General features: G+C 33.9%; 10 protein-coding genes, 2 tRNA genes and 3 rRNA genes. All 15 read right to left on the bottom strand.

Annotated elements, in window-relative coordinates:
* Nucleotides 1–37: 37 nt before the first annotated feature.
* The 15 genes from D4Z93_RS00075 to dnaA all read right to left on the bottom strand — a co-directional run bounded on the left by D4Z93_RS00075 (nucleotide 38) and on the right by dnaA (nucleotide 18,418).
* Nucleotides 38–2,764 (bottom strand): UPF0182 family protein, encoded by a 2,727-nt coding sequence (locus D4Z93_RS00075; protein ID WP_119969767.1) that lies wholly within the window; start codon nucleotides 2,762–2,764, stop codon nucleotides 38–40.
* Nucleotides 2,765–2,801: 37 nt separating this feature from the next.
* Nucleotides 2,802–3,317, bottom strand: coding sequence for a transcription repressor NadR (locus D4Z93_RS00070; protein WP_119969766.1), 516 nt, complete (start codon nucleotides 3,315–3,317; stop codon nucleotides 2,802–2,804).
* Nucleotides 3,318–3,334: 17 nt separating this feature from the next.
* On the bottom strand, nucleotides 3,335–3,829 hold the full coding sequence (locus tag D4Z93_RS00065) for an HD domain-containing protein (RefSeq protein WP_119969765.1): 495 nt from the start codon (nucleotides 3,827–3,829) through the stop codon (nucleotides 3,335–3,337).
* 99 nt (nucleotides 3,830–3,928) lie between these two features.
* A tRNA-Ala gene (locus D4Z93_RS00060) sits at nucleotides 3,929–4,004 on the bottom strand.
* Nucleotides 4,005–4,009: 5 nt separating this feature from the next.
* Nucleotides 4,010–4,086 (bottom strand) — tRNA-Ile (locus tag D4Z93_RS00055).
* 16 nt (nucleotides 4,087–4,102) lie between these two features.
* Nucleotides 4,103–4,219: ribosomal RNA gene (gene rrf / locus D4Z93_RS00050) — 5S ribosomal RNA — on the bottom strand.
* Between the two features lie 98 nt (nucleotides 4,220–4,317).
* Nucleotides 4,318–7,218 (bottom strand): 23S ribosomal RNA (locus D4Z93_RS00045).
* A 449-nt stretch (nucleotides 7,219–7,667) separates the two neighbouring features.
* Nucleotides 7,668–9,180, bottom strand: a 16S ribosomal RNA gene (locus tag D4Z93_RS00040).
* Together the 16S, 23S and 5S rRNA genes with 2 tRNA genes alongside form the textbook arrangement of a ribosomal RNA operon.
* A 487-nt stretch (nucleotides 9,181–9,667) precedes the next feature.
* Nucleotides 9,668–12,106, bottom strand: a complete 2,439-nt coding sequence (gyrA, locus tag D4Z93_RS00035) for a DNA gyrase subunit A (RefSeq protein ID WP_119969764.1) — start codon at nucleotides 12,104–12,106, stop codon at nucleotides 9,668–9,670.
* A 13-nt stretch (nucleotides 12,107–12,119) separates the two neighbouring features.
* Nucleotides 12,120–14,033: a DNA topoisomerase (ATP-hydrolyzing) subunit B gene (gene gyrB, locus D4Z93_RS00030; RefSeq protein ID WP_119969763.1), complete on the bottom strand. Its 1,914-nt coding sequence runs from the start codon at nucleotides 14,031–14,033 to the stop codon at nucleotides 12,120–12,122.
* Between the two features lie 12 nt (nucleotides 14,034–14,045).
* Nucleotides 14,046–14,309 carry an extracellular matrix regulator RemB gene (gene remB / locus D4Z93_RS00025; protein WP_119969762.1) on the bottom strand — a complete coding sequence of 88 codons (264 nt, stop codon included), beginning with the start codon at nucleotides 14,307–14,309 and terminating at the stop codon, nucleotides 14,046–14,048.
* A 20-nt stretch (nucleotides 14,310–14,329) separates the two neighbouring features.
* Nucleotides 14,330–15,421 carry a DNA replication/repair protein RecF gene (recF, locus tag D4Z93_RS00020; RefSeq protein ID WP_119969761.1) on the bottom strand — a complete coding sequence of 364 codons (1,092 nt, stop codon included), beginning with the start codon at nucleotides 15,419–15,421 and terminating at the stop codon, nucleotides 14,330–14,332.
* A gap of 57 nt (nucleotides 15,422–15,478) precedes the next feature.
* Nucleotides 15,479–15,685 (bottom strand): S4 domain-containing protein YaaA, encoded by a 207-nt coding sequence (yaaA, locus tag D4Z93_RS00015; protein WP_119969760.1) that lies wholly within the window; start codon nucleotides 15,683–15,685, stop codon nucleotides 15,479–15,481.
* A gap of 22 nt (nucleotides 15,686–15,707) precedes the next feature.
* Nucleotides 15,708–16,808 (bottom strand): DNA polymerase III subunit beta, encoded by a 1,101-nt coding sequence (dnaN, locus tag D4Z93_RS00010; protein ID WP_119969759.1) that lies wholly within the window; start codon nucleotides 16,806–16,808, stop codon nucleotides 15,708–15,710.
* 260 nt (nucleotides 16,809–17,068) lie between these two features.
* Complete coding sequence (gene dnaA / locus D4Z93_RS00005; protein ID WP_119969758.1) at nucleotides 17,069–18,418, bottom strand: chromosomal replication initiator protein DnaA; 1,350 nt, start codon at nucleotides 18,416–18,418, stop codon at nucleotides 17,069–17,071.

The following is an 18,418-nucleotide window of genomic DNA, read 5'->3' as shown; positions in this document are numbered from 1 at the left end:
TAACTTATAAAATATTAAGTGTTTTTTTATTAAAATATTATTTATTCAAAAATTCTATTATTTGACCTAAACTTTTTATATATTCTCCATATTTAGCCCAATCACCATTTTTCTGTGCATCAACAGCCTTATTATATAAATCTTGAGCTTGCTTAATATACTGTTGTTTATTAGAATCTAAATTTCCCGTAGCTTGATTATTATCAGTATCATTTTGATCATCAGTATCTGTACTATAGTTAAATAACTGCTTAAGTGCACTATCTATATTTTCAGCAAGAACAATCTTATTACCATATGATACTATAACCCTTTTAACCTCTGGAATACTATTTTTGCCATTAGCTCTTAGATACATTGGTTCAACATATAAAAGAGAATCATTTATAGGTACTATTATAGTATCACCAAATTGAACTTGAGATCCATTTTTATTCCATAAGGATAATTGTTGAGATATTGTAGTATCTTGATTTAGATTTTGTTTAAATAAATATGGACTATATATTGTTTTTTGAGGTGGAAATTTATATACAACTAATTTACCATAATTTCCCTTATCCATTTTAGCCCCAAATAAAGCAACCATATTATCTTTATTTCTCATATTAAAATACTGTAGTAAGATCATTTCCTCAGATTTTTGGCCAGGTAATTTCATTACAACATAAGGGGATTCAGCTGTATTTTTTTCACCTCCAACTTGTTTCTGATTTTTAGAAACTTGCCATAAATCTTCACCATTATAAAATACTCCTGGATCTGTCATATGGTATTTTCCATACACAGAACATTGGATATCAAACATATCCTGTGGATATTTAAAATGCTGCTTTATATCATTCGATAAGCCTGATGTATCTTTAAATAATCCAGGAAAAATCTTTGAATAACTATTTATTATAGGATCATTCTTATCAACAATATAAAAATTCGTATCTCCATTTTCTGCATCAATTACAACTTTTACAGAATTTCTTATATAATTCACACCATCTTGAGGTTGCGAAAAAGGATATACATTTGATGTAGTGTATGCATCCAATATCCAACAAAGCTTTCCATTGTTTATCACTATATAAGGATTAGAATCATATTTTAAAAATGGTGCAATTTTTTTAGCCCTATCAACTATATTCCTATTTATTAATATTTTACTATTACTATTTATATCCCTAGATAAAATAAAGTTTATATCCTTTTGATTAATTGCAAATAATAATTTATTTATAAAACTCATTTTTATTCCTGCTGTTCCATCATATTTATTCATTTGATTATTTCCACCTTGCGGATAATCAAATTCATTCATATTGGTATCAACTATTGCATAATCATTAGTTTTTTCCCCAAAATAAATTCTAGGATTCTTTAATTTTATATCTGTACTATTTTGTGATGGAATATCTTTTATAACAAAATCAGGCTGACCTTCAGAAGTTACAGAATTAACTTTATTCATAACGATTCCATAGCCATGTGTGTATATAAGATGTTTATTCTGCCAAGTATTAGGATCTACAGATTGAGTATCTATCTCTCTGGCAGCTATAAATACTTGATTAAATTTTCCATCAATATTATATCTATCTACATCCACATCATTGAATTCATAATAATATCTTATAATCTGAACCTGATTATAAAACTCCAATGCTTGATTAACTGAATTTATCCTAATATTATTTATTGTATCCTTATTACTTTCTATATCTTTTAAAGTTAAATTATCCTTAACTTCAAAAGGATGGACTTCCGTTTTATTAATATTAAATGCTTTTCTAGTATAATCTATATCATATTTTATATAAGGCTGTTCCAAAGTTTTTTGATTTGATTTTACTATAAAGTTTTGAACGCCTAGAGAAGTTATATTTTCCAATAAGATTAATCCAATTATTGCTATAATGGATACAAAAATAGGTTTAACTTTCGATTTAGTTATACTCCAAAATATCACTCCAGATGAAATAATGGAAGTTACAGATATAACTATAAAAAACGGTAAGCTAACATGTATATCTGTATAACTTGCACCAAATGCAACACCTCTTGTACTGTATACAAGATTTAAACATTTAAATATATATCCTACTGATACGCATAGCATCAAAAGTGATGCTATTATAGCTAGTTGTTTGCCTGCAAACTTAGTTATCCCGCTATGTAATGAATTTATGTTAATTGGGTTTATTTTAAAACCTTTTGAGTATTTTACCTTATCAGTTAGAACTAAAGTAAAGTAAACAAAAAGTGTTATAAGTACTAATACTACTAATAAACTTACAAAACCACCGAATAATGATTGTAAAAGCGGCAATTTAAACACATAAAAAGATACATTTATATGAAATATAGGATCTGAGATATCAAATTTAACCGCATGTGTAAATTGAAGTATTCTATACCAATAAGTAATAGAAAAAATATAGGCCATAATGAATGAAACCAAAAAATCAAATATAAAAAATATTCTTTTTCGTACAGTTTCTCTTTTAGTTTTTACTTCAAACACTTTTCTATATTTCATAATACTCATATTAAGACTTTTATAATATATCCATATAGCTACAAATGCTACAATAAATATAGGAATCATGAGCTTTATTACTGCTATCATTTTAGTAAAATACACAGATAAATATCCAAGTTTTTTATACCATTCTATATTTATTACAAAACCTGAAATTCTATTTATAAACAATAAAAATACTAAAAATAAAAGAACTACACTTCCTATTACCAGTCTCTTATTAAATTTCATGATATCACCTCTCTTATTTTAAAATAAAGAACTCATATTAATCTGAAACTAAATAATTCTTTATTTTTAATTCTTTCAATATATTCTTAATTATACCATGATTCTCAGCAGAAATTGTATGTAAATGCAACCCACCAGTAAGTATCAGAAGTGGTTCTGAATTGTATTTATTCACATTAATCATAAAATTCTCAATATCATAAAAATTCTTAAGCATAAGCATAGCTTTTATTTCTCCATATATCTTATGTTCTACAATTACATCTTCAACGATACCACCATATTTTATAATAGTTTCTAGCTCATCTTCTATATCAGCTGGTTTATGAGAAACAGCTATAACCTTTCTTACTAAATTATTATCTTGTCTTGGAATTATATATCCATCTGGAGTAGCAATAACCTTTTTTCCTTCCGCCCTTAGTATGGCTATATCCTTAACTATTATTTGCCTTGTAACACCTAATTTTTCGGCTATTACATGACCCTTTTGTGGTTCATCACTTTTATTTAACAATTCTTCTATATATTTTCTTCTTTGAACTGAATTCATAAAAACCTCCATACATATTAATTTCTGCTATCACATTTTCTTAATATATATAATTCTATATCATCATCTATACTAAAATTACTATGATTTTCAACTAAATATAATAATCTCTCTTCTTCATTATATCTTTTAAGAATATCTCTTCCGATCTTACCATGATTATAATACACATTAATTTTTTCTATATTAGAAAATTTTTTAAAATATCCGTTTGATAAATTATCTGCAATAACCATAAAAGATTTATCAATTATATTTAGCTTCTTATATATTTTACCTATATCATGTAATAATGCAGCCTTTATTAGTAAATCTGGTTTTAAATTTTTTAATTTACATTCACCTATAACATCATAAGCAACATTAATGCAATGCTGCTTTTCACTTATAGATAATTTATTAAATAATTTAAGCTCATTTAAATTTAAATTACTTTCCACAAAATGTATACTACTTGGAGTCAAAGTTGAATTTATTGCCCAATAAAACTGTTTTATCCTATAAAAATTCATATTAAAACCTCTATTATATGTATATATACATTTTAATGCAATATGGTAAAATTGTAAAATAAAAAAGTATCCGTGAAACTATTTCACAGATACTTTTTATGGTGGAGATAAAGAGACTCGAACTCTTGACCCTCTGCGTGCAAGGCAGATGCTCTCCCAACTGAGCTATACCCCCATACATGGTGGACCTTCAGGGACTCGAACCCCGGACCTACCGGTTATGAGCCGGTTGCTCTAACCAACTGAGCTAAAGATCCAAATATAGTATGATTTACCTGGCGATGACCTACTCTCCCGCAGGGCTGCCCCTGAAGTACCATCGGCACAATAAAGCTTAACCTACCTGTTCGGTATGGGAAGGAGTGTTACCTTTATGTAATAACCACCAGATTGCTGATTGCGGAGGTTTATAAATAAACCCCGGCTAATTGAGATTGTTCTCTCAAAACTGCACAGTAAAGATAGAAGAAATTGATTAAGAAAAGTAACTGGTCAAGCCCTCGACCTATTAGTATCAGTCAGCTGAACATATCGCTATGCTTACACCTCTGACCTATCAACCTTGTGTTCTTCAAGGGGTCTTACTAGCTTACGCTATGGGAAATCTAATCTTGAGGTGGGCTTCACGCTTAGATGCTTTCAGCGTTTATCCCGTCCCGACATAGCTACCCAGCCGTGCTCCTGGCGGAACAACTGGTACACCAGAGGTCAGTCCATCCCGGTCCTCTCGTACTAAGGACAGCTCCTCTCAAATTTCCTGCGCCCGCAGCGGATAGGGACCGAACTGTCTCACGACGTTCTGAACCCAGCTCGCGTGCCGCTTTAATGGGCGAACGGCCCAACCCTTGGGACCTACTTCAGCCCCAGGATGCGACGAGCCGACATCGAGGTGCCAAACCTCCCCGTCGATGTGGACTCTTGGGGGAGATCAGCCTGTTATCCCCGAGGTAGCTTTTATCCGTTGAGCGATGGCCCTCCCACGAGGTACCACCGGATCACTAAGCCCGACTTTCGTCCCTGCTCCACCTGTATGTGTCGCAGTCAGGCTCCCTTCTGCCTTTGCACTCTGCGAACGATTTCTAACCGTTCTGAGGGAACCTTTGGGCGCCTCCGTTACATTTTAGGAGGCGACCGCCCCAGTCAAACTGCCCGCCTAACAATGTCCCGTGACCAGATAAATGGCCTCCGGTTAGAATTCCAGTACTGTCAGGGTGGTATCCCAAGGGTGACTCCACCAGGGCTGACGCCCGGGTATCTAAGTCTCCCACCTATCCTGTACAGACAATACCGAAACTCAATGTTAAGCTGCAGTAAAGCTCTACGGGGTCTTTCCGTCCAACTGCGGGTAGCAAGCATCTTCACTTGCACTACAATTTCGCCGGATTTGCTGTTGAGACAGTGCTCAAATCATTACGCCATTCGTGCGGGTCGGAACTTACCCGACAAGGAATTTCGCTACCTTAGGACCGTTATAGTTACGGCCGCCGTTTACTGGGGCTTAAGTTCATACCTTCGCCATACGGCTTAGTATTCCCCTTAACCTTCCAGCACCGGGCAGGCGTCAGCCCCTATACATCAGCTTACGCTTTAGCAGAGACCTGTGTTTTTGCTAAACAGTTGCTTGAGCCTATTCTCTGCGGCCATCAATAAAGATGGCACCCCTTATCCCTAAGTTACGGGGTCAATTTGCCTAGTTCCTTAACAGCAATTCTTCCGATGGTCTTAGGATTTTCTCCTCACCTACCTGTGTCGGTTTGCGGTACGGGCACCGGTTTACTCCATAGAGACTTTTCTTGGCAGCGTGGAACCGGATACTTCTCTCTTAAAAAGAGATCCCTGTAACACCTTAACTAATCCCGGTGGATTTACCTTCCGGGCACGTCTGAGTGCTTAGACACACATCCAATAGTGTGCACATCCTATCCTCCTGCGTCATCCCATCTGTCAAACGCAAACTGGCGGTATTGGAATATCAACCAATTGTCCATCACCTACGCCTTTCGGCCTCGGCTTAGGTCCCGACTAACCCTGGGAGGACGAGCCTTCCCCAGGAAACCTCAGGTTTTCGACCAATAAGATTCTCACTTATTTCTCGCTACTTATGCCAGCATACTCACTCCTGTACGGTCCACCGCTCCTTACGGTACGGCTTCAATCCATACAGGAAGCTCCTCTACCACTCTTACGAGTCCATAGCTTCGGTGGTAAGTTTTAGCCCCGGACATTTTCGGCGCAGGATCTCTCGACTAGTGAGCTATTACGCACTCTTTAAATGAGTGGCTGCTTCTAAGCCAACATCCTAGTTGTCTTAGAAATCCCACATCCTTTACCACTTAACTTACACTTTGGGACCTTAGCTGATGATCTGGGCTGTTTCCCTTTTGACCACGGATCTTATCATTCGCAGTCTGACTGCCGGGATACAAGTAAATGGCATTCGGAGTTTGATAAGGTTCAGTAACTTTTTAAAGCCCCTAGCCTATTCAGTGCTCTACCTCCATTACTCAGTCCCGACGCTAGCCCTAAAGCTATTTCGAGGAGAACCAGCTATCTCCGGGTTCGATTGGAATTTCTCCGCTATCCACAGCTCATCCCATGGTTTTTCAACACCAACGCGGTTCGGACCTCCACGGAATTTTACTTCCGCTTCATCCTGTCCATGGATAGGTCACCCGGTTTCGGGTCTACAGCATGCAACTGGTCGCCCTATTCAGACTCGGTTTCCCTCCGGCTCCGTACCATAAGTACTTAACCTTGCTACATACCGTAACTCGCTGGCTCGTTCTACAAAAAGCACGTCGTCGCACTTAAATGTGCTTCGACCGGTTGTGGACACACGGTTTCAGGTTCTATTTCACTCCCCTTCCGGGGTTCTTTTCACCTTTCCCTCACGGTACTGCTTCACTATCGGTCACCAGGTAGTATTTAGCCTTGGGAGGTGGTCCTCCCAGCTTCCCACAAGGTTTCACGTGTCTCGTGGTACTCTGGAATAGATCTAACTAAAATTCTTTTTTACTTACAGGGCTTTTACCTTCTGTGGCGGAGCCTTCCAGCTCTCTTCAATTAAAGAATAAAAGTAATTGTGATCTACCCGCAACCCCAGGAACAAGTTCCTGGTTTGGGCTCATTCTCTTTCGCTCGCCGCTACTAAAGAAATCGATATTTCTTTCTCTTCCTCCGGGTACTTAGATGTTTCAGTTCCCCGGGTGTGTCTCTATAAACCTATGAATTCAGTTTACAGTACATGACGTTAGTCATGTGGGTTGCCCCATTCGGAAATCTACGGATCACAGGCTATTTGCGCCTACCCGGAGCTTATCGCAGCTTATCGCGTCCTTCTTCGACTCCTGGTGCCATGGCATTCACCATGCGCCCTTTGTAGCTTGACCTTTTAAGTAAAAATTGCTATAAACTCCGTATCTTTCTGTCAAATGTTTCGCCCGGATACTCACTTACATAAGTAAGCTCTACCCTTCGCCCGACATTTTCCTCAAGCTACCCGTTTCTATCAATTTTTACCGGTTAATTAATAATAATATATGTTAATATATATCAAATAATTAAGAATCTTTAATCAATTTTACAAAGTAATAACTTTACTTTAACTTTCTTCTCTGTGCAGTTTTCAAAGAACAATATGAGAATGATGACAGATAACATCTGCTATCTGTTAAAAACCTTATAGATTTAAGCCTGCGGCCCGGTGTAATTTTAACGCCAAACTACATTTAGCTAAATTACCCGTTAAAAACCGTTCGGGTTTTTAACCCCTCAAAATCAAACAGAGTAAGTATAAACCGGTTTTTAAGATAGAGTTACCTATCTTACGACTCCTTAGAAAGGAGGTGATCCAGCCGCAGGTTCTCCTACGGCTACCTTGTTACGACTTCACCCCAATTATTAACCCCACCTTCGGCCGCTGGTTCCTTACGGTTACCCCACGGACTTCGGGTGTTGCCAACTCTCATGGTGTGACGGGCGGTGTGTACAAGGCCCGGGAACGCATTCACCGCGACATTCTGATTCGCGATTACTAGCAACTCCAGCTTCATGCAGGCGGGTTTCAGCCTGCAATCCGAACTGAGGTGAATTTTAAAGTTTGGCTCACCCTTGCGGGTTTGCATCTCTCTGTATTCACCATTGTAGCACGTGTGTAGCCCTAGACATAAGGGGCATGATGATTTGACGTCATCCCCACCTTCCTCCCGGTTGACCCGGGCAGTCTCACTAGAGTGCTCAACTTAATGGTAGCAACTAATGATAGGGGTTGCGCTCGTTGCAGGACTTAACCTAACATCTCACGACACGAGCTGACGACAACCATGCACCACCTGTCTCCCTGCCCCGGAGGGCTTCCCTAATTACAGGTAATTCAGGGGATGTCAAGTCTAGGTAAGGTTCTTCGCGTTGCTTCGAATTAAACCACATGCTCCGCTGCTTGTGCGGGCCCCCGTCAATTCCTTTGAGTTTTAATCTTGCGATCGTACTTCCCAGGCGGAGTACTTATTGCGTTTACTGCGGCACAGAAGGGGTCGATACCTCCTACACCTAGTACTCATCGTTTACGGCGTGGACTACCAGGGTATCTAATCCTGTTTGCTACCCACGCTTTCGTGCCTCAGCGTCAGTTACAGTCCAGAAAGCCGCCTTCGCCACTGGTGTTCTTCCTAATCTCTACGCATTTCACCGCTACACTAGGAATTCCGCTTTCCTCTCCTGCACTCCAGATATCCAGTTTGAAATGCAGTCCCCGGGTTAAGCCCGGGGTTTTCACATCCCACTTAAATATCCGCCTACGCACCCTTTACGCCCAGTAAATCCGGACAACGCTCGCCACCTACGTATTACCGCGGCTGCTGGCACGTAGTTAGCCGTGGCTTCCTCCTCTGGTACCGTCATTATCGTCCCAAAAGACAGGGCTTTACAATCCGAAAACCTTCATCACCCACGCGGCGTTGCTGCATCAGGCTTCCGCCCATTGTGCAATATTCCCCACTGCTGCCTCCCGTAGGAGTCTGGACCGTCTCTCAGTTCCAATGTGGCCGATCACCCTCTCAGGTCGGCTACGCATCGTCGCCTTGGTGAGCCGTTACCCCACCAACTAACTAATGCGACGCGGGCCCATCTCAAAGTGGATTACTCCTTTGGTTGCTTTACTATGCAGTAAAACAACATTATGCGGTATTAATCTCCCTTTCGGGAGGCTATCCCCCTCTTTGAGGCAGGTTGCCCACGTGTTACTCACCCGTCCGCCGCTAGATCCATCCCCGAAGGGATTTCTCTCGCTCGACTTGCATGTGTTAAGCACGCCGCCAGCGTTCGTCCTGAGCCAGGATCAAACTCTCAATTTAATTTCTTATATAAAACTCTTATTCAGAGTTTTGAGTTCAACTTAAGCTCATTTACTTTACTTTCAAGCTGTTAAAACAGCTTTCAAAAGAATTGCTGGTTTATTTTTACTCTTCTCTGTTTGATTTTCAAGGTTCATCGCCGCTTCATCCAAGCGACTTATACATCTTACCATGTACTCTCTAAACTGTCAAGAACTTTTTTTAAGACTTTTAATTATTTCAATTTCCATTATATATAATTAAAAATTCCTCTGAAAACTTTTCCTGACCGTAACTTGAGTTCCCTCAAGCGACATATGTTATTATATCAGACAAATTATAAAATATGATATTTAAATATACAATTACAATAATTTATATACCTTATACTTCATATTTCTACAAATTTCTTTATTTTTTATGAATTGATACACTAGGTCAAGTTTATTTATAAAATTAAAGCCAGCTTATAAATTAAATATAAGCCGGCTAAATACTATAATGCTAATTACTTACTCTCAATTTTATCATCTTCATTGTTTATTTTGGCCATAGCAACTACCTTCTGACTCTCTTCTGTCTTCATTAGAGTAACACCCATCGCATTTCTACTAGTAATTGAAATATCAGCAGCATTTATTCTTATAGCCACATTACTACTATTTATAAGCATTATTTCATCTTCGTCTCTAACAACTCTAGCGCCAACTATATGACCTGTTTTCTCACTTACTTTATATGTTATCATACCTTTTCCTCCTCTTTTATGAGGAGTATATTCGTCTGTTGATGTTCTTTTCCCAAATCCATTTTCACTTACTACTAATATATCTCCATTTTTATCTGCAATTTCCATAGCAACTGCTATATCATTATTTCTTAAAGTTATAGCTTTAACGCCAGTTGCAATTCTACCCATAGGTCTGACATCTTTTTCATTAAACCTTATAGCATAGCCATTTCTAGTAAATACTAATACTTCACTTTCTCCTGTTGTCATTCTTACTCCTATAAGTTCATCACCATCTCTTAATGTTATAGCATTCAATCCATTTTTTCTTATAGATGAATACTTACTTATTTGGGTCTTTTTAATTAAACCATTTTTAGTACCCATTATAAAGTAATTTTTTTCATCAAACTCTTTGAATGTTATAACTGCCTGAATCTTTTCACTAGCACCTATTGGTATCAAATTAATTAAATTTGTACCTTTAGCCGTCCGTCCAGCTTCTGGAATTTCATATGCTTTTAATTTATATACTCTTCCTTTATTAGTAAAAAATAGTATATTATTATGAGTGGAGGTTATAAATATATGTTCTACAAAATCATCTTCCTTTGTAGTCATAGCCTGTATTCCCTTTCCGCCTCTTTTTTGGGATGAATAAGTATCAGCTAATATTCTCTTTATATATCCACCATGAGTAAGAGTTATTACTACATCTTCCTCATGTATTAAATCTTCAATATTTATTTCATCAGAACTTTGTTCTATCTTAGTTCTTCTCTCATCTCCATACTTATTCTTTATCTCTATTAATTCATCTTTTATTATATTTAATACTAACTCTTCTCTTTCCAATATATCTTTAAAATATGATATATTCTTTTCAAGCTCATTATACTCTTGTTCTATCTTTTCTCTTTCTAATCCAGTAAGTCTTTGAAGTCTCATATCCAAAATGGCTTGAGTCTGCTTCTCAGAAAGTTCAAATCTATTTATGAGACTATTCTTAGCCTCCTGACCATTCTTAGAACCTCTAATCAATTTTATTACTTCGTCTATATTGTCTAAAGCTATTTTCAATCCTTCTAAAATATGTGCACGAGCCAAAGCTTTGTCGAGATCAAACTTAGTCCTTCTTCTTATGATCTCTTTTTGAAAATTCAAATAATGTACTAATATTTCTTTTAGATTTAAGACCTTAGTTTCATTATTAACCAAAGCCAGCATTATTACGCCAAATGTATCTTGAAGTTTAGTATGTTTGTAAAGCTGATTTAGAACTATATTTGCATTTATGTCCCTTTTGAGTTCTATTACAACTCTCATACCTTCTCTATCACTCTCATCTCTGATATCAGAGATTCCCTGTATTTTTTTATCTTTAACCAAACCAGCTATGTTTTCTATTAACTTTGCCTTATTTACTTGATATGGAAGTTCACTTATTATTATTTTATTTCTTCCTTTTTCCTCTTCTATATCAGTTTTAGCTCTAACAATTATTTTTCCTCTGCCTGTATTATAAGCTGCTCTTATTCCAGAAACACCTATAATTACACCAGCTGTAGGAAAATCAGGCCCTTTTATTTGAGTCATAAGTTCATCAATCGTGACATCCGGATTATCTATAATCATTACTATTCCATTTATTACTTCACTTAAATTATGTGGAGGTATATTAGTGGCCATACCAACTGCAATACCTGCAGAACCATTCACAAGTAAATTAGGAAATCTAGAAGGTAATACTGTAGGTTCTTGTTCTTCACCATCAAAGTTAGGCATAAAATCAACAGTATTTTTATTTATATCCCTTAACATCTGCATAGAAATTTTACTCAATTTTGCTTCAGTATACCTCATTGCAGCTGCACTATCACCATCTACTGAACCAAAGTTTCCATGACCATCTACCAATGTATATCTTATAGAAAAATCCTGAGCTAATCTAACAAGAGCATCATAGACAGATGAGTCTCCATGTGGATGATATTTACCTAGAACATCGCCGACAATTCTAGCACATTTTCTATATCCCTTATCAGGTGTAATACCAAGTTCATGCATAGAATATAAGATTCTTCTATGAACTGGTTTTAATCCATCTCTTACATCAGGAAGCGCACGACCAACTATAACACTCATAGCATAATCTATATAACATTTTTTCATTTCACTACTAATGTCTACTGGTAAAACTTTTCCTTCATCAAACATCTATTCCACCTCTTTATATATCTAAGTTTACAACATTTTTAGCATTTTGTTGGATAAATTCTCTACGAGGTTCAACTTTATCACCCATAAGTATAGTGAAAATTTCATCAGCAGCCATAGCATCTTCAACATTTACTTTAAGAAGAGTTCTTTTTTCAGGATCCATAGTAGTATCCCATAGCTGTATAGCATCCATCTCCCCAAGTCCCTTATATCTTTGGATTGTAGTATTCGAATCTTTTCCACCAAATTCTTTAAGCACCACATCTAATTCGTTATCAGAATAAGCATATACATCCTTCTTATTTTTAGTAACCTTATAAAGTGGAGGCTGTGCAATATATACATGGCCTTGTTCAACTAATTCTTTCATATACCTAAAGAAAAATGTGAGAAGCAAAGTCCTTATATGAGCTCCATCTACATCAGCATCTGTCATCATTATTATTTTATCATATCTTATTTTTTGTATATCAAAATCTTTTCCTATACCAGCACCAAATGCCGTTATCATCGATCTTATTTCTTCATATCCAAGTATTTTATCTATTCTCTGTTTTTCCACATTCATAATTTTACCACGTAGAGGAAGTATAGCTTGAAAATTTCTATTCCTTCCCTGTTTTGCGGATCCACCTGCAGAATCACCCTCAACCAAATAAATTTCGCACTCAGATGGATCTTTAGATGAGCAATCTGCAAGTTTTCCTGGAAGAGATGTATTCTCTAATACAGATTTTCTCCTTGTAAGTTCTCTCGCACGTCTTGCAGCTTCTCTGGCATGAGAAGCTAATAACGATTTATCTAAAATTGCTTTAGCAATTTGTGGATTCTCCTCTAGAAAGGAGCTAACTTTTTCTCCTAATATATTATCAACTATACCACGAACTTCGCTATTACCCAATTTCGTCTTTGTCTGGCCTTCGAACTGTGGATCTATAAGCTTAACTGATATAACTGCTGTAAGACCCTCTCTTATGTCATCCCCCGCAAGATTTTTATCACTTTCCTTTAATATTCCAAATTTCTTAGCATAATCATTAAATACTCTTGTTAATGCTGATTTAAATCCAGCTAAGTGTGTTCCACCCTCTACCGTATCTATATTATTTGCAAAGGCAAATATATTTTCTGTATAACTATCATTATATTGAAATGCTATTTCAACAGAACAATCATTTTTAAGTCCCTCAACATATATGGGATCCTTATGAATTACCTGTTTATTCCTATTTAAATATTGAATAAATGACTTTATTCCGCCTTCATAATAAAAAACCTCTTTTTTATCATTTCTTTCATCACTTAAAAGTATTTTTATGCCTTTATTTAAAAATGCTAATTCTCTTATTCTTTTAGCTAAAGTATCATAATCAAATTCTATAACATCAAATATTTCAGTATCAGGTTTAAAATAAATTTTAGTACCATGATCATCACTATCACCAATTATATCTAATCCTGTTATTGCTTTTCCTCTTTCATAAACTTGTTTCCATATATGTCCATCTCTTTTAACTTCAACTTCACAAACTTCTGAAAGTGCATTTACAACAGAAGCACCAACTCCGTGCAGTCCGCCAGAAACTTTATATCCGCCACCACCAAATTTACCACCTGCATGAAGTATAGTCATAATTACTTCTACAGTAGGTTTCTTCATTTTAGGATGCATTCCTACTGGCATTCCTCTTCCATCATCCACTACAGTTATTGAATTATCATGATGTATATAGACTTCTATATTTTTACAAAATCCAGCTAAAGCTTCATCTATACTATTATCAATTATTTCATAAACTAAATGATGAAGTCCTCTTTGACTTGTACTTCCTATGTACATACCCGGTCGTCTTCTTACAGCTTCCAAGCCTTCTAAAACTTGAATTTGACTTTCATCATATACCTGTTTTTTCTGTTCTAACATACTCTTCCTCCTTTAAGGTTCATAATACAAAGTTTCTGATCTTTTAGCTAATGTGGATGAAGAAATTGGTGATAAATAAATTTTACTTTTCTTATCAACTTCAGCTATGATAAAAGATTTAGGTTTATCTTTTGTTATTCTCTCAATAAAATCGTCTTCTTCAGCCATTCTCAAAAACTGAGTGGTATCTGAACTATACATTGAAGTCTCCATATTAAAAATACCAATTATATCTTTTACAGGTACAACTACATTCTCACCTAAATGTAAAAACATAAAAAATCTCCTTTCAAATTTTAAACTTTTTGTATTCTACCTTTCTGTACAACAAAAAGCTCAGACTGATCCTTTAAGTATTTCTTTATATCTCCAATACCAGTACATGTTATAAAAGTTTGTATACCATTTATCGAATTTAATATATACTTTTGTCTACTAGCATCTAATTCAGATAGAACATCATCTAATAAAAGTACCGGGTATTCTCCCATTAAATCTTTAATTATTTCAAATGATGCAAATTTAATTGTTAAAACTGACGTTCTCTGCTGACCTTGAGAGCCATAATTTCTCACGTTCATACCATTAATTTTAACTTCAAAATCATCTTTATGAGGACCAATTGAGGTTATCTTTCTTTGAAAATCCTTTGATCTATTTTCCTTTAATCTTTTTAACATATTTTCTTTTAAGTTATCCGTAATACTCACATCAGTTATATAAAATAATTCTAATTTTTCTTTTCCTGAAGTTATATCTCTATGTATTATTTTACCCTTATTTTCAAGTTTCTTAACATATTTATTTCTTAAACTAATTATTTCTGAACCATATTTTGATAATTGTTCATCATATATATCAATTATTTTAAGTTTATTTTCACTTGAATCCTTTAAAATAATATTTCTTTGAGCTAAAACTTTATTATACTGCTGAAGATTAAAATAATATCTTTTGCTTAATTTACACAGTTCTATATCTAAAAATTTTCTTCTATAACTTGGTGACTCTTTTACAATTTTTAGGTCATCTGGAGAAAACATAACAACATTAAGAACGCCCATAAGTTCTGACATTTTATTCACTTTAATAGAATTTATATTTATACCTTTTTTCCCATCTTTAAATATTTTTATTTCTATTTTTTTATTTAATCTATCTTTGACCACATATAAATTAAGATAAGCTTCTTTTCCATTCCAATTTATAAGTTCTTTATCCCTACTAGTTCTTTGAGATTTACCTATGCTGCAATAATATATACCTTCTAAAATATTTGTTTTGCCTTGAGCATTATCTCCTATAAAAATATTTGTATTTTTATTTAATTCAATATTAACCTTTTTGTAATTTCTAAAATCAATAAATTGTAAATTTTTAATATACATCAAAAACACCTATTTATAATTATACCATAAAGCAACTATTGTACAATTATCTATTGATTAAACAATTTTATATTCATTACTATCAAAAGTAATTACATCACCTTTAAATAATTTTCTACCTCTTCTAGTTTCAACCTCTTCATTTACTCTAACATTTCCAGATAATATATAAATTTTAGCATCTGATCCTGCGCTCACTGCACCACACCACTTTAAGAAAGAGTCTAACTTTATGAAGTCGGTATTTATTTTAATCTCATTCATTTAATTTATCTCCTAATTAAAATTATTTTTTAGATAACCTTACTGGTAAAACAAGATATATACAATTATCTATTTCCTTATTTCTTATAATACAAGGGCTTATGCTGCTTGAAAAATCCATAACAATTTCGTCTTCCTCCATTGTTTTTAATACATCTATTAAGTATTTTGAATTAAATGCAATTTCAAGTGATTCACCTTGCAAAATTATGCTGGTTTCTTCTCTGACCATTCCCAATTGAGAATTAGATGTTATTATCATGTTTTCGTCTTCTATATTTAATTTTATCAAATTAGTGTTTTCAGCCTGTGCCATTAGTGAAGCTCTTTCTATAGAATTTAATAGTTCTATTCTTTTAGCAGTAACTTTTAAATTAAATTCATTAGGTATTATAGAATTATATTTAATAAATTCTCCCTCTAAAATTCTAGATATTATTTTTGTCTTGTTTATATTAAATAATATATGATTAGGAGTAAATGTAATTTTTACATTATCCTTTTCTTCTAATATTTTAGAAACTTCATTTAATGTTTTTCCAGGTATTACTGCACTTATAGTATTATCTGTATCAAGATTTTCTGATTTTAAAGCTAATCTGTATCCATCTAATGCTACTAAATTCAATTTTTTATTTTTTATTTCGAACAAAACACCTGTTAAAATTGGTCTAGTCTCATCTACAGCAACTGCAAAAATCGTACTTTTTATCATATTTTTAAGTATTTTCTGTGGTATAGAAAACATATCATTTTCATTAATATTAGGTAATGGTGGAAAATCTAAAGGATCCATGTATATTAAGGTGAATCTTGATTTTTGGCATAATATTTCTACTGAATTACTATTTATTGTATTTATATGTATATTGTCATTGGGCAGTTTTCTTATTATTTCTCCAAATATTTTTGAATCAAGTACAATACTTCCTTCCTCATATACTTCTGCATTAACTTTTGTCTCAATACTTAAGTCGATATCTGATCCTACTAAAGTTAATTCATTTTCTGCAGCTGTTATTAATATACCATTTAAAATGGGTAATGAAGATTTTCCGGTAATTGATTTTTGAACTACTGAAATTCCATTTTGAAGTGTACTTCTATTACATACAAATTTCATTATTTATTCCTCCTTATTCACAGTTTCCCTTTTGTTATTTATAGATAAGATAATATAATTATATTAGTAGTAATAGTAATAGGGGCTGTGATTATGTTAATAACTCTTCAATCTATTGAGAATACTAAAAAACAAGAAAAAAATAATTGTGGATAAGTAAAATATAAGTATTAAACTTTATCCACATAATTTACATACGTTTAACTATTGGTTTTTTATCAACAGAATAAATCTTTATAATTATAAACATATGTTGATAGTTATTTTTGATTTATTCTCTTAGTTAAATCATTTACTGCATTCTGCAAGCTTTCATCAGTTTTTAAGTTCTGAGATATTTTATCATAAGCGTGTATTACTGTAGTATGATCTCTTCCACCAAATTCCTCTCCTATTTTAGGAAGTGACATATCGGTTAACTTTCGTGATAAATACATAGCTATTTGTCTTGGGAAAGCTATACTTCTAGTTCTTCTTGATGATTTAAGATCTTCTACTTTCAAATTAAAATAATTTGAAACAACATCTTGAATTAGTTCTATTGTAACTAATTTAGATTGTTTACTTGATATTATATCTTTAAGTGCTTCTGCAGCTAGTTCAATACTTATTTCGTTATTGGTTAAAGAAGAAAATGCAACAATTCTAATTAAAGCACCTTCAAGTTCTCTAATATTTGATTTGATTTTTGTAGCTATATATACCATAACCTCATTTGGTATATTTAAGTTTTCTACATCTGCTTTTTTCTTAAGTATTGCCATTCTTGTTTCAAAATCTGGAGCTTGTATATCAGCTATAAGTCCCCATTCAAAACGAGATCTTAATCTGTCTTCAAGAGTAGGTATTTCTTTTGGCGGCCTATCGCTTGATAAAATTATTTGTTTATTTGCTTCATATAAAGCATTAAATGTATGAAAGAATTCTTCTTGAGTTCGTTCTTTTCCTGCTATAAACTGAATATCATCTATAAGAAGTACATCTATATTCCTATATCTATTTCTAAATTCAACATTCTTATCGTCTTTTATAGAATTTATAAGTTCATTAGTAAATTTTTCTGATGAAACATACATAACTTTGCATTTGGAATTGTTTTGTAATATGTAATGGCCTATTGCATGCATTAAGTGAGTCTTACCTAATCCAACACCCCCATATATAAAGAGTGGATTATATGCTTTAGCTGGTGCTTCTGCAACAGCTAGGGATGCCGCATGAGCGAATCTATTACTATTCCCTATTACGAATGAGTCAAAAGTATATTTAGGATTTAACATTGTTGACATTTGTTCATTTATAGAAATATTCGCGGGATTTTTTCCCATGACTTTTTTTGAATTATTTGATACTTCTTCTTCAGATAATATAAAAAAATCTATTGCATATTTATTTGAAGTTATTAATTTTAAAGAATTTGATATTAAATCTTTATATCTAGTATTTAATATTCCACGTGTAAAATCATTTGGGACACCTAATTTTAAAGTATCCTTATCGATCGATATAGGAGTTATACTTTTAATCCATGTATTAAAACTTACTTCAGTTAATTCTCCTTTTATTATATTTAAAGTTTTTTCCCATATTTCTTTTAAATGGGCATCCAT

The organism is Clostridium fermenticellae, from assembly GCF_003600355.1.
GTDB lineage: Bacteria > Bacillota > Clostridia > Clostridiales > Clostridiaceae > Clostridium_AV > Clostridium_AV fermenticellae.
The sequence above is the reverse complement of the archived record's forward strand: the minus strand, read 5'-3'. Positions and strand labels throughout refer to the sequence as shown.

What these genes read in the sequence shown, in the direction of transcription:
- yaaA (WP_119969760.1), bottom strand. Translation starts at nt 15,685, where the DNA reads ATGAATGAGATTAAAATAAATACCGACTTCATAAAGTTAGACTCTTTC.
- D4Z93_RS00070 (WP_119969766.1), bottom strand. Translation starts at nt 3,317, where the DNA reads ATGAATTCAGTTCAAAGAAGAAAATATATAGAAGAATTGTTAAATAAA.
- D4Z93_RS00075 (WP_119969767.1), bottom strand. Translation starts at nt 2,764, where the DNA reads ATGAAATTTAATAAGAGACTGGTAATAGGAAGTGTAGTTCTTTTATTT.
- gyrA (WP_119969764.1), bottom strand. Translation starts at nt 12,106, where the DNA reads ATGTTTGATGAAGGAAAAGTTTTACCAGTAGACATTAGTAGTGAAATG.
- remB (WP_119969762.1), bottom strand. Translation starts at nt 14,309, where the DNA reads ATGTTTTTACATTTAGGTGAGAATGTAGTTGTACCTGTAAAAGATATA.
- D4Z93_RS00065 (WP_119969765.1), bottom strand. Translation starts at nt 3,829, where the DNA reads ATGAATTTTTATAGGATAAAACAGTTTTATTGGGCAATAAATTCAACT.
- dnaN (WP_119969759.1), bottom strand. Translation starts at nt 16,808, where the DNA reads ATGAAATTTGTATGTAATAGAAGTACACTTCAAAATGGAATTTCAGTA.
- dnaA (WP_119969758.1), bottom strand. Translation starts at nt 18,418, where the DNA reads ATGGATGCCCATTTAAAAGAAATATGGGAAAAAACTTTAAATATAATA.
- gyrB (WP_119969763.1), bottom strand. Translation starts at nt 14,033, where the DNA reads ATGTTAGAACAGAAAAAACAGGTATATGATGAAAGTCAAATTCAAGTT.
- recF (WP_119969761.1), bottom strand. Translation starts at nt 15,421, where the DNA reads ATGTATATTAAAAATTTACAATTTATTGATTTTAGAAATTACAAAAAG.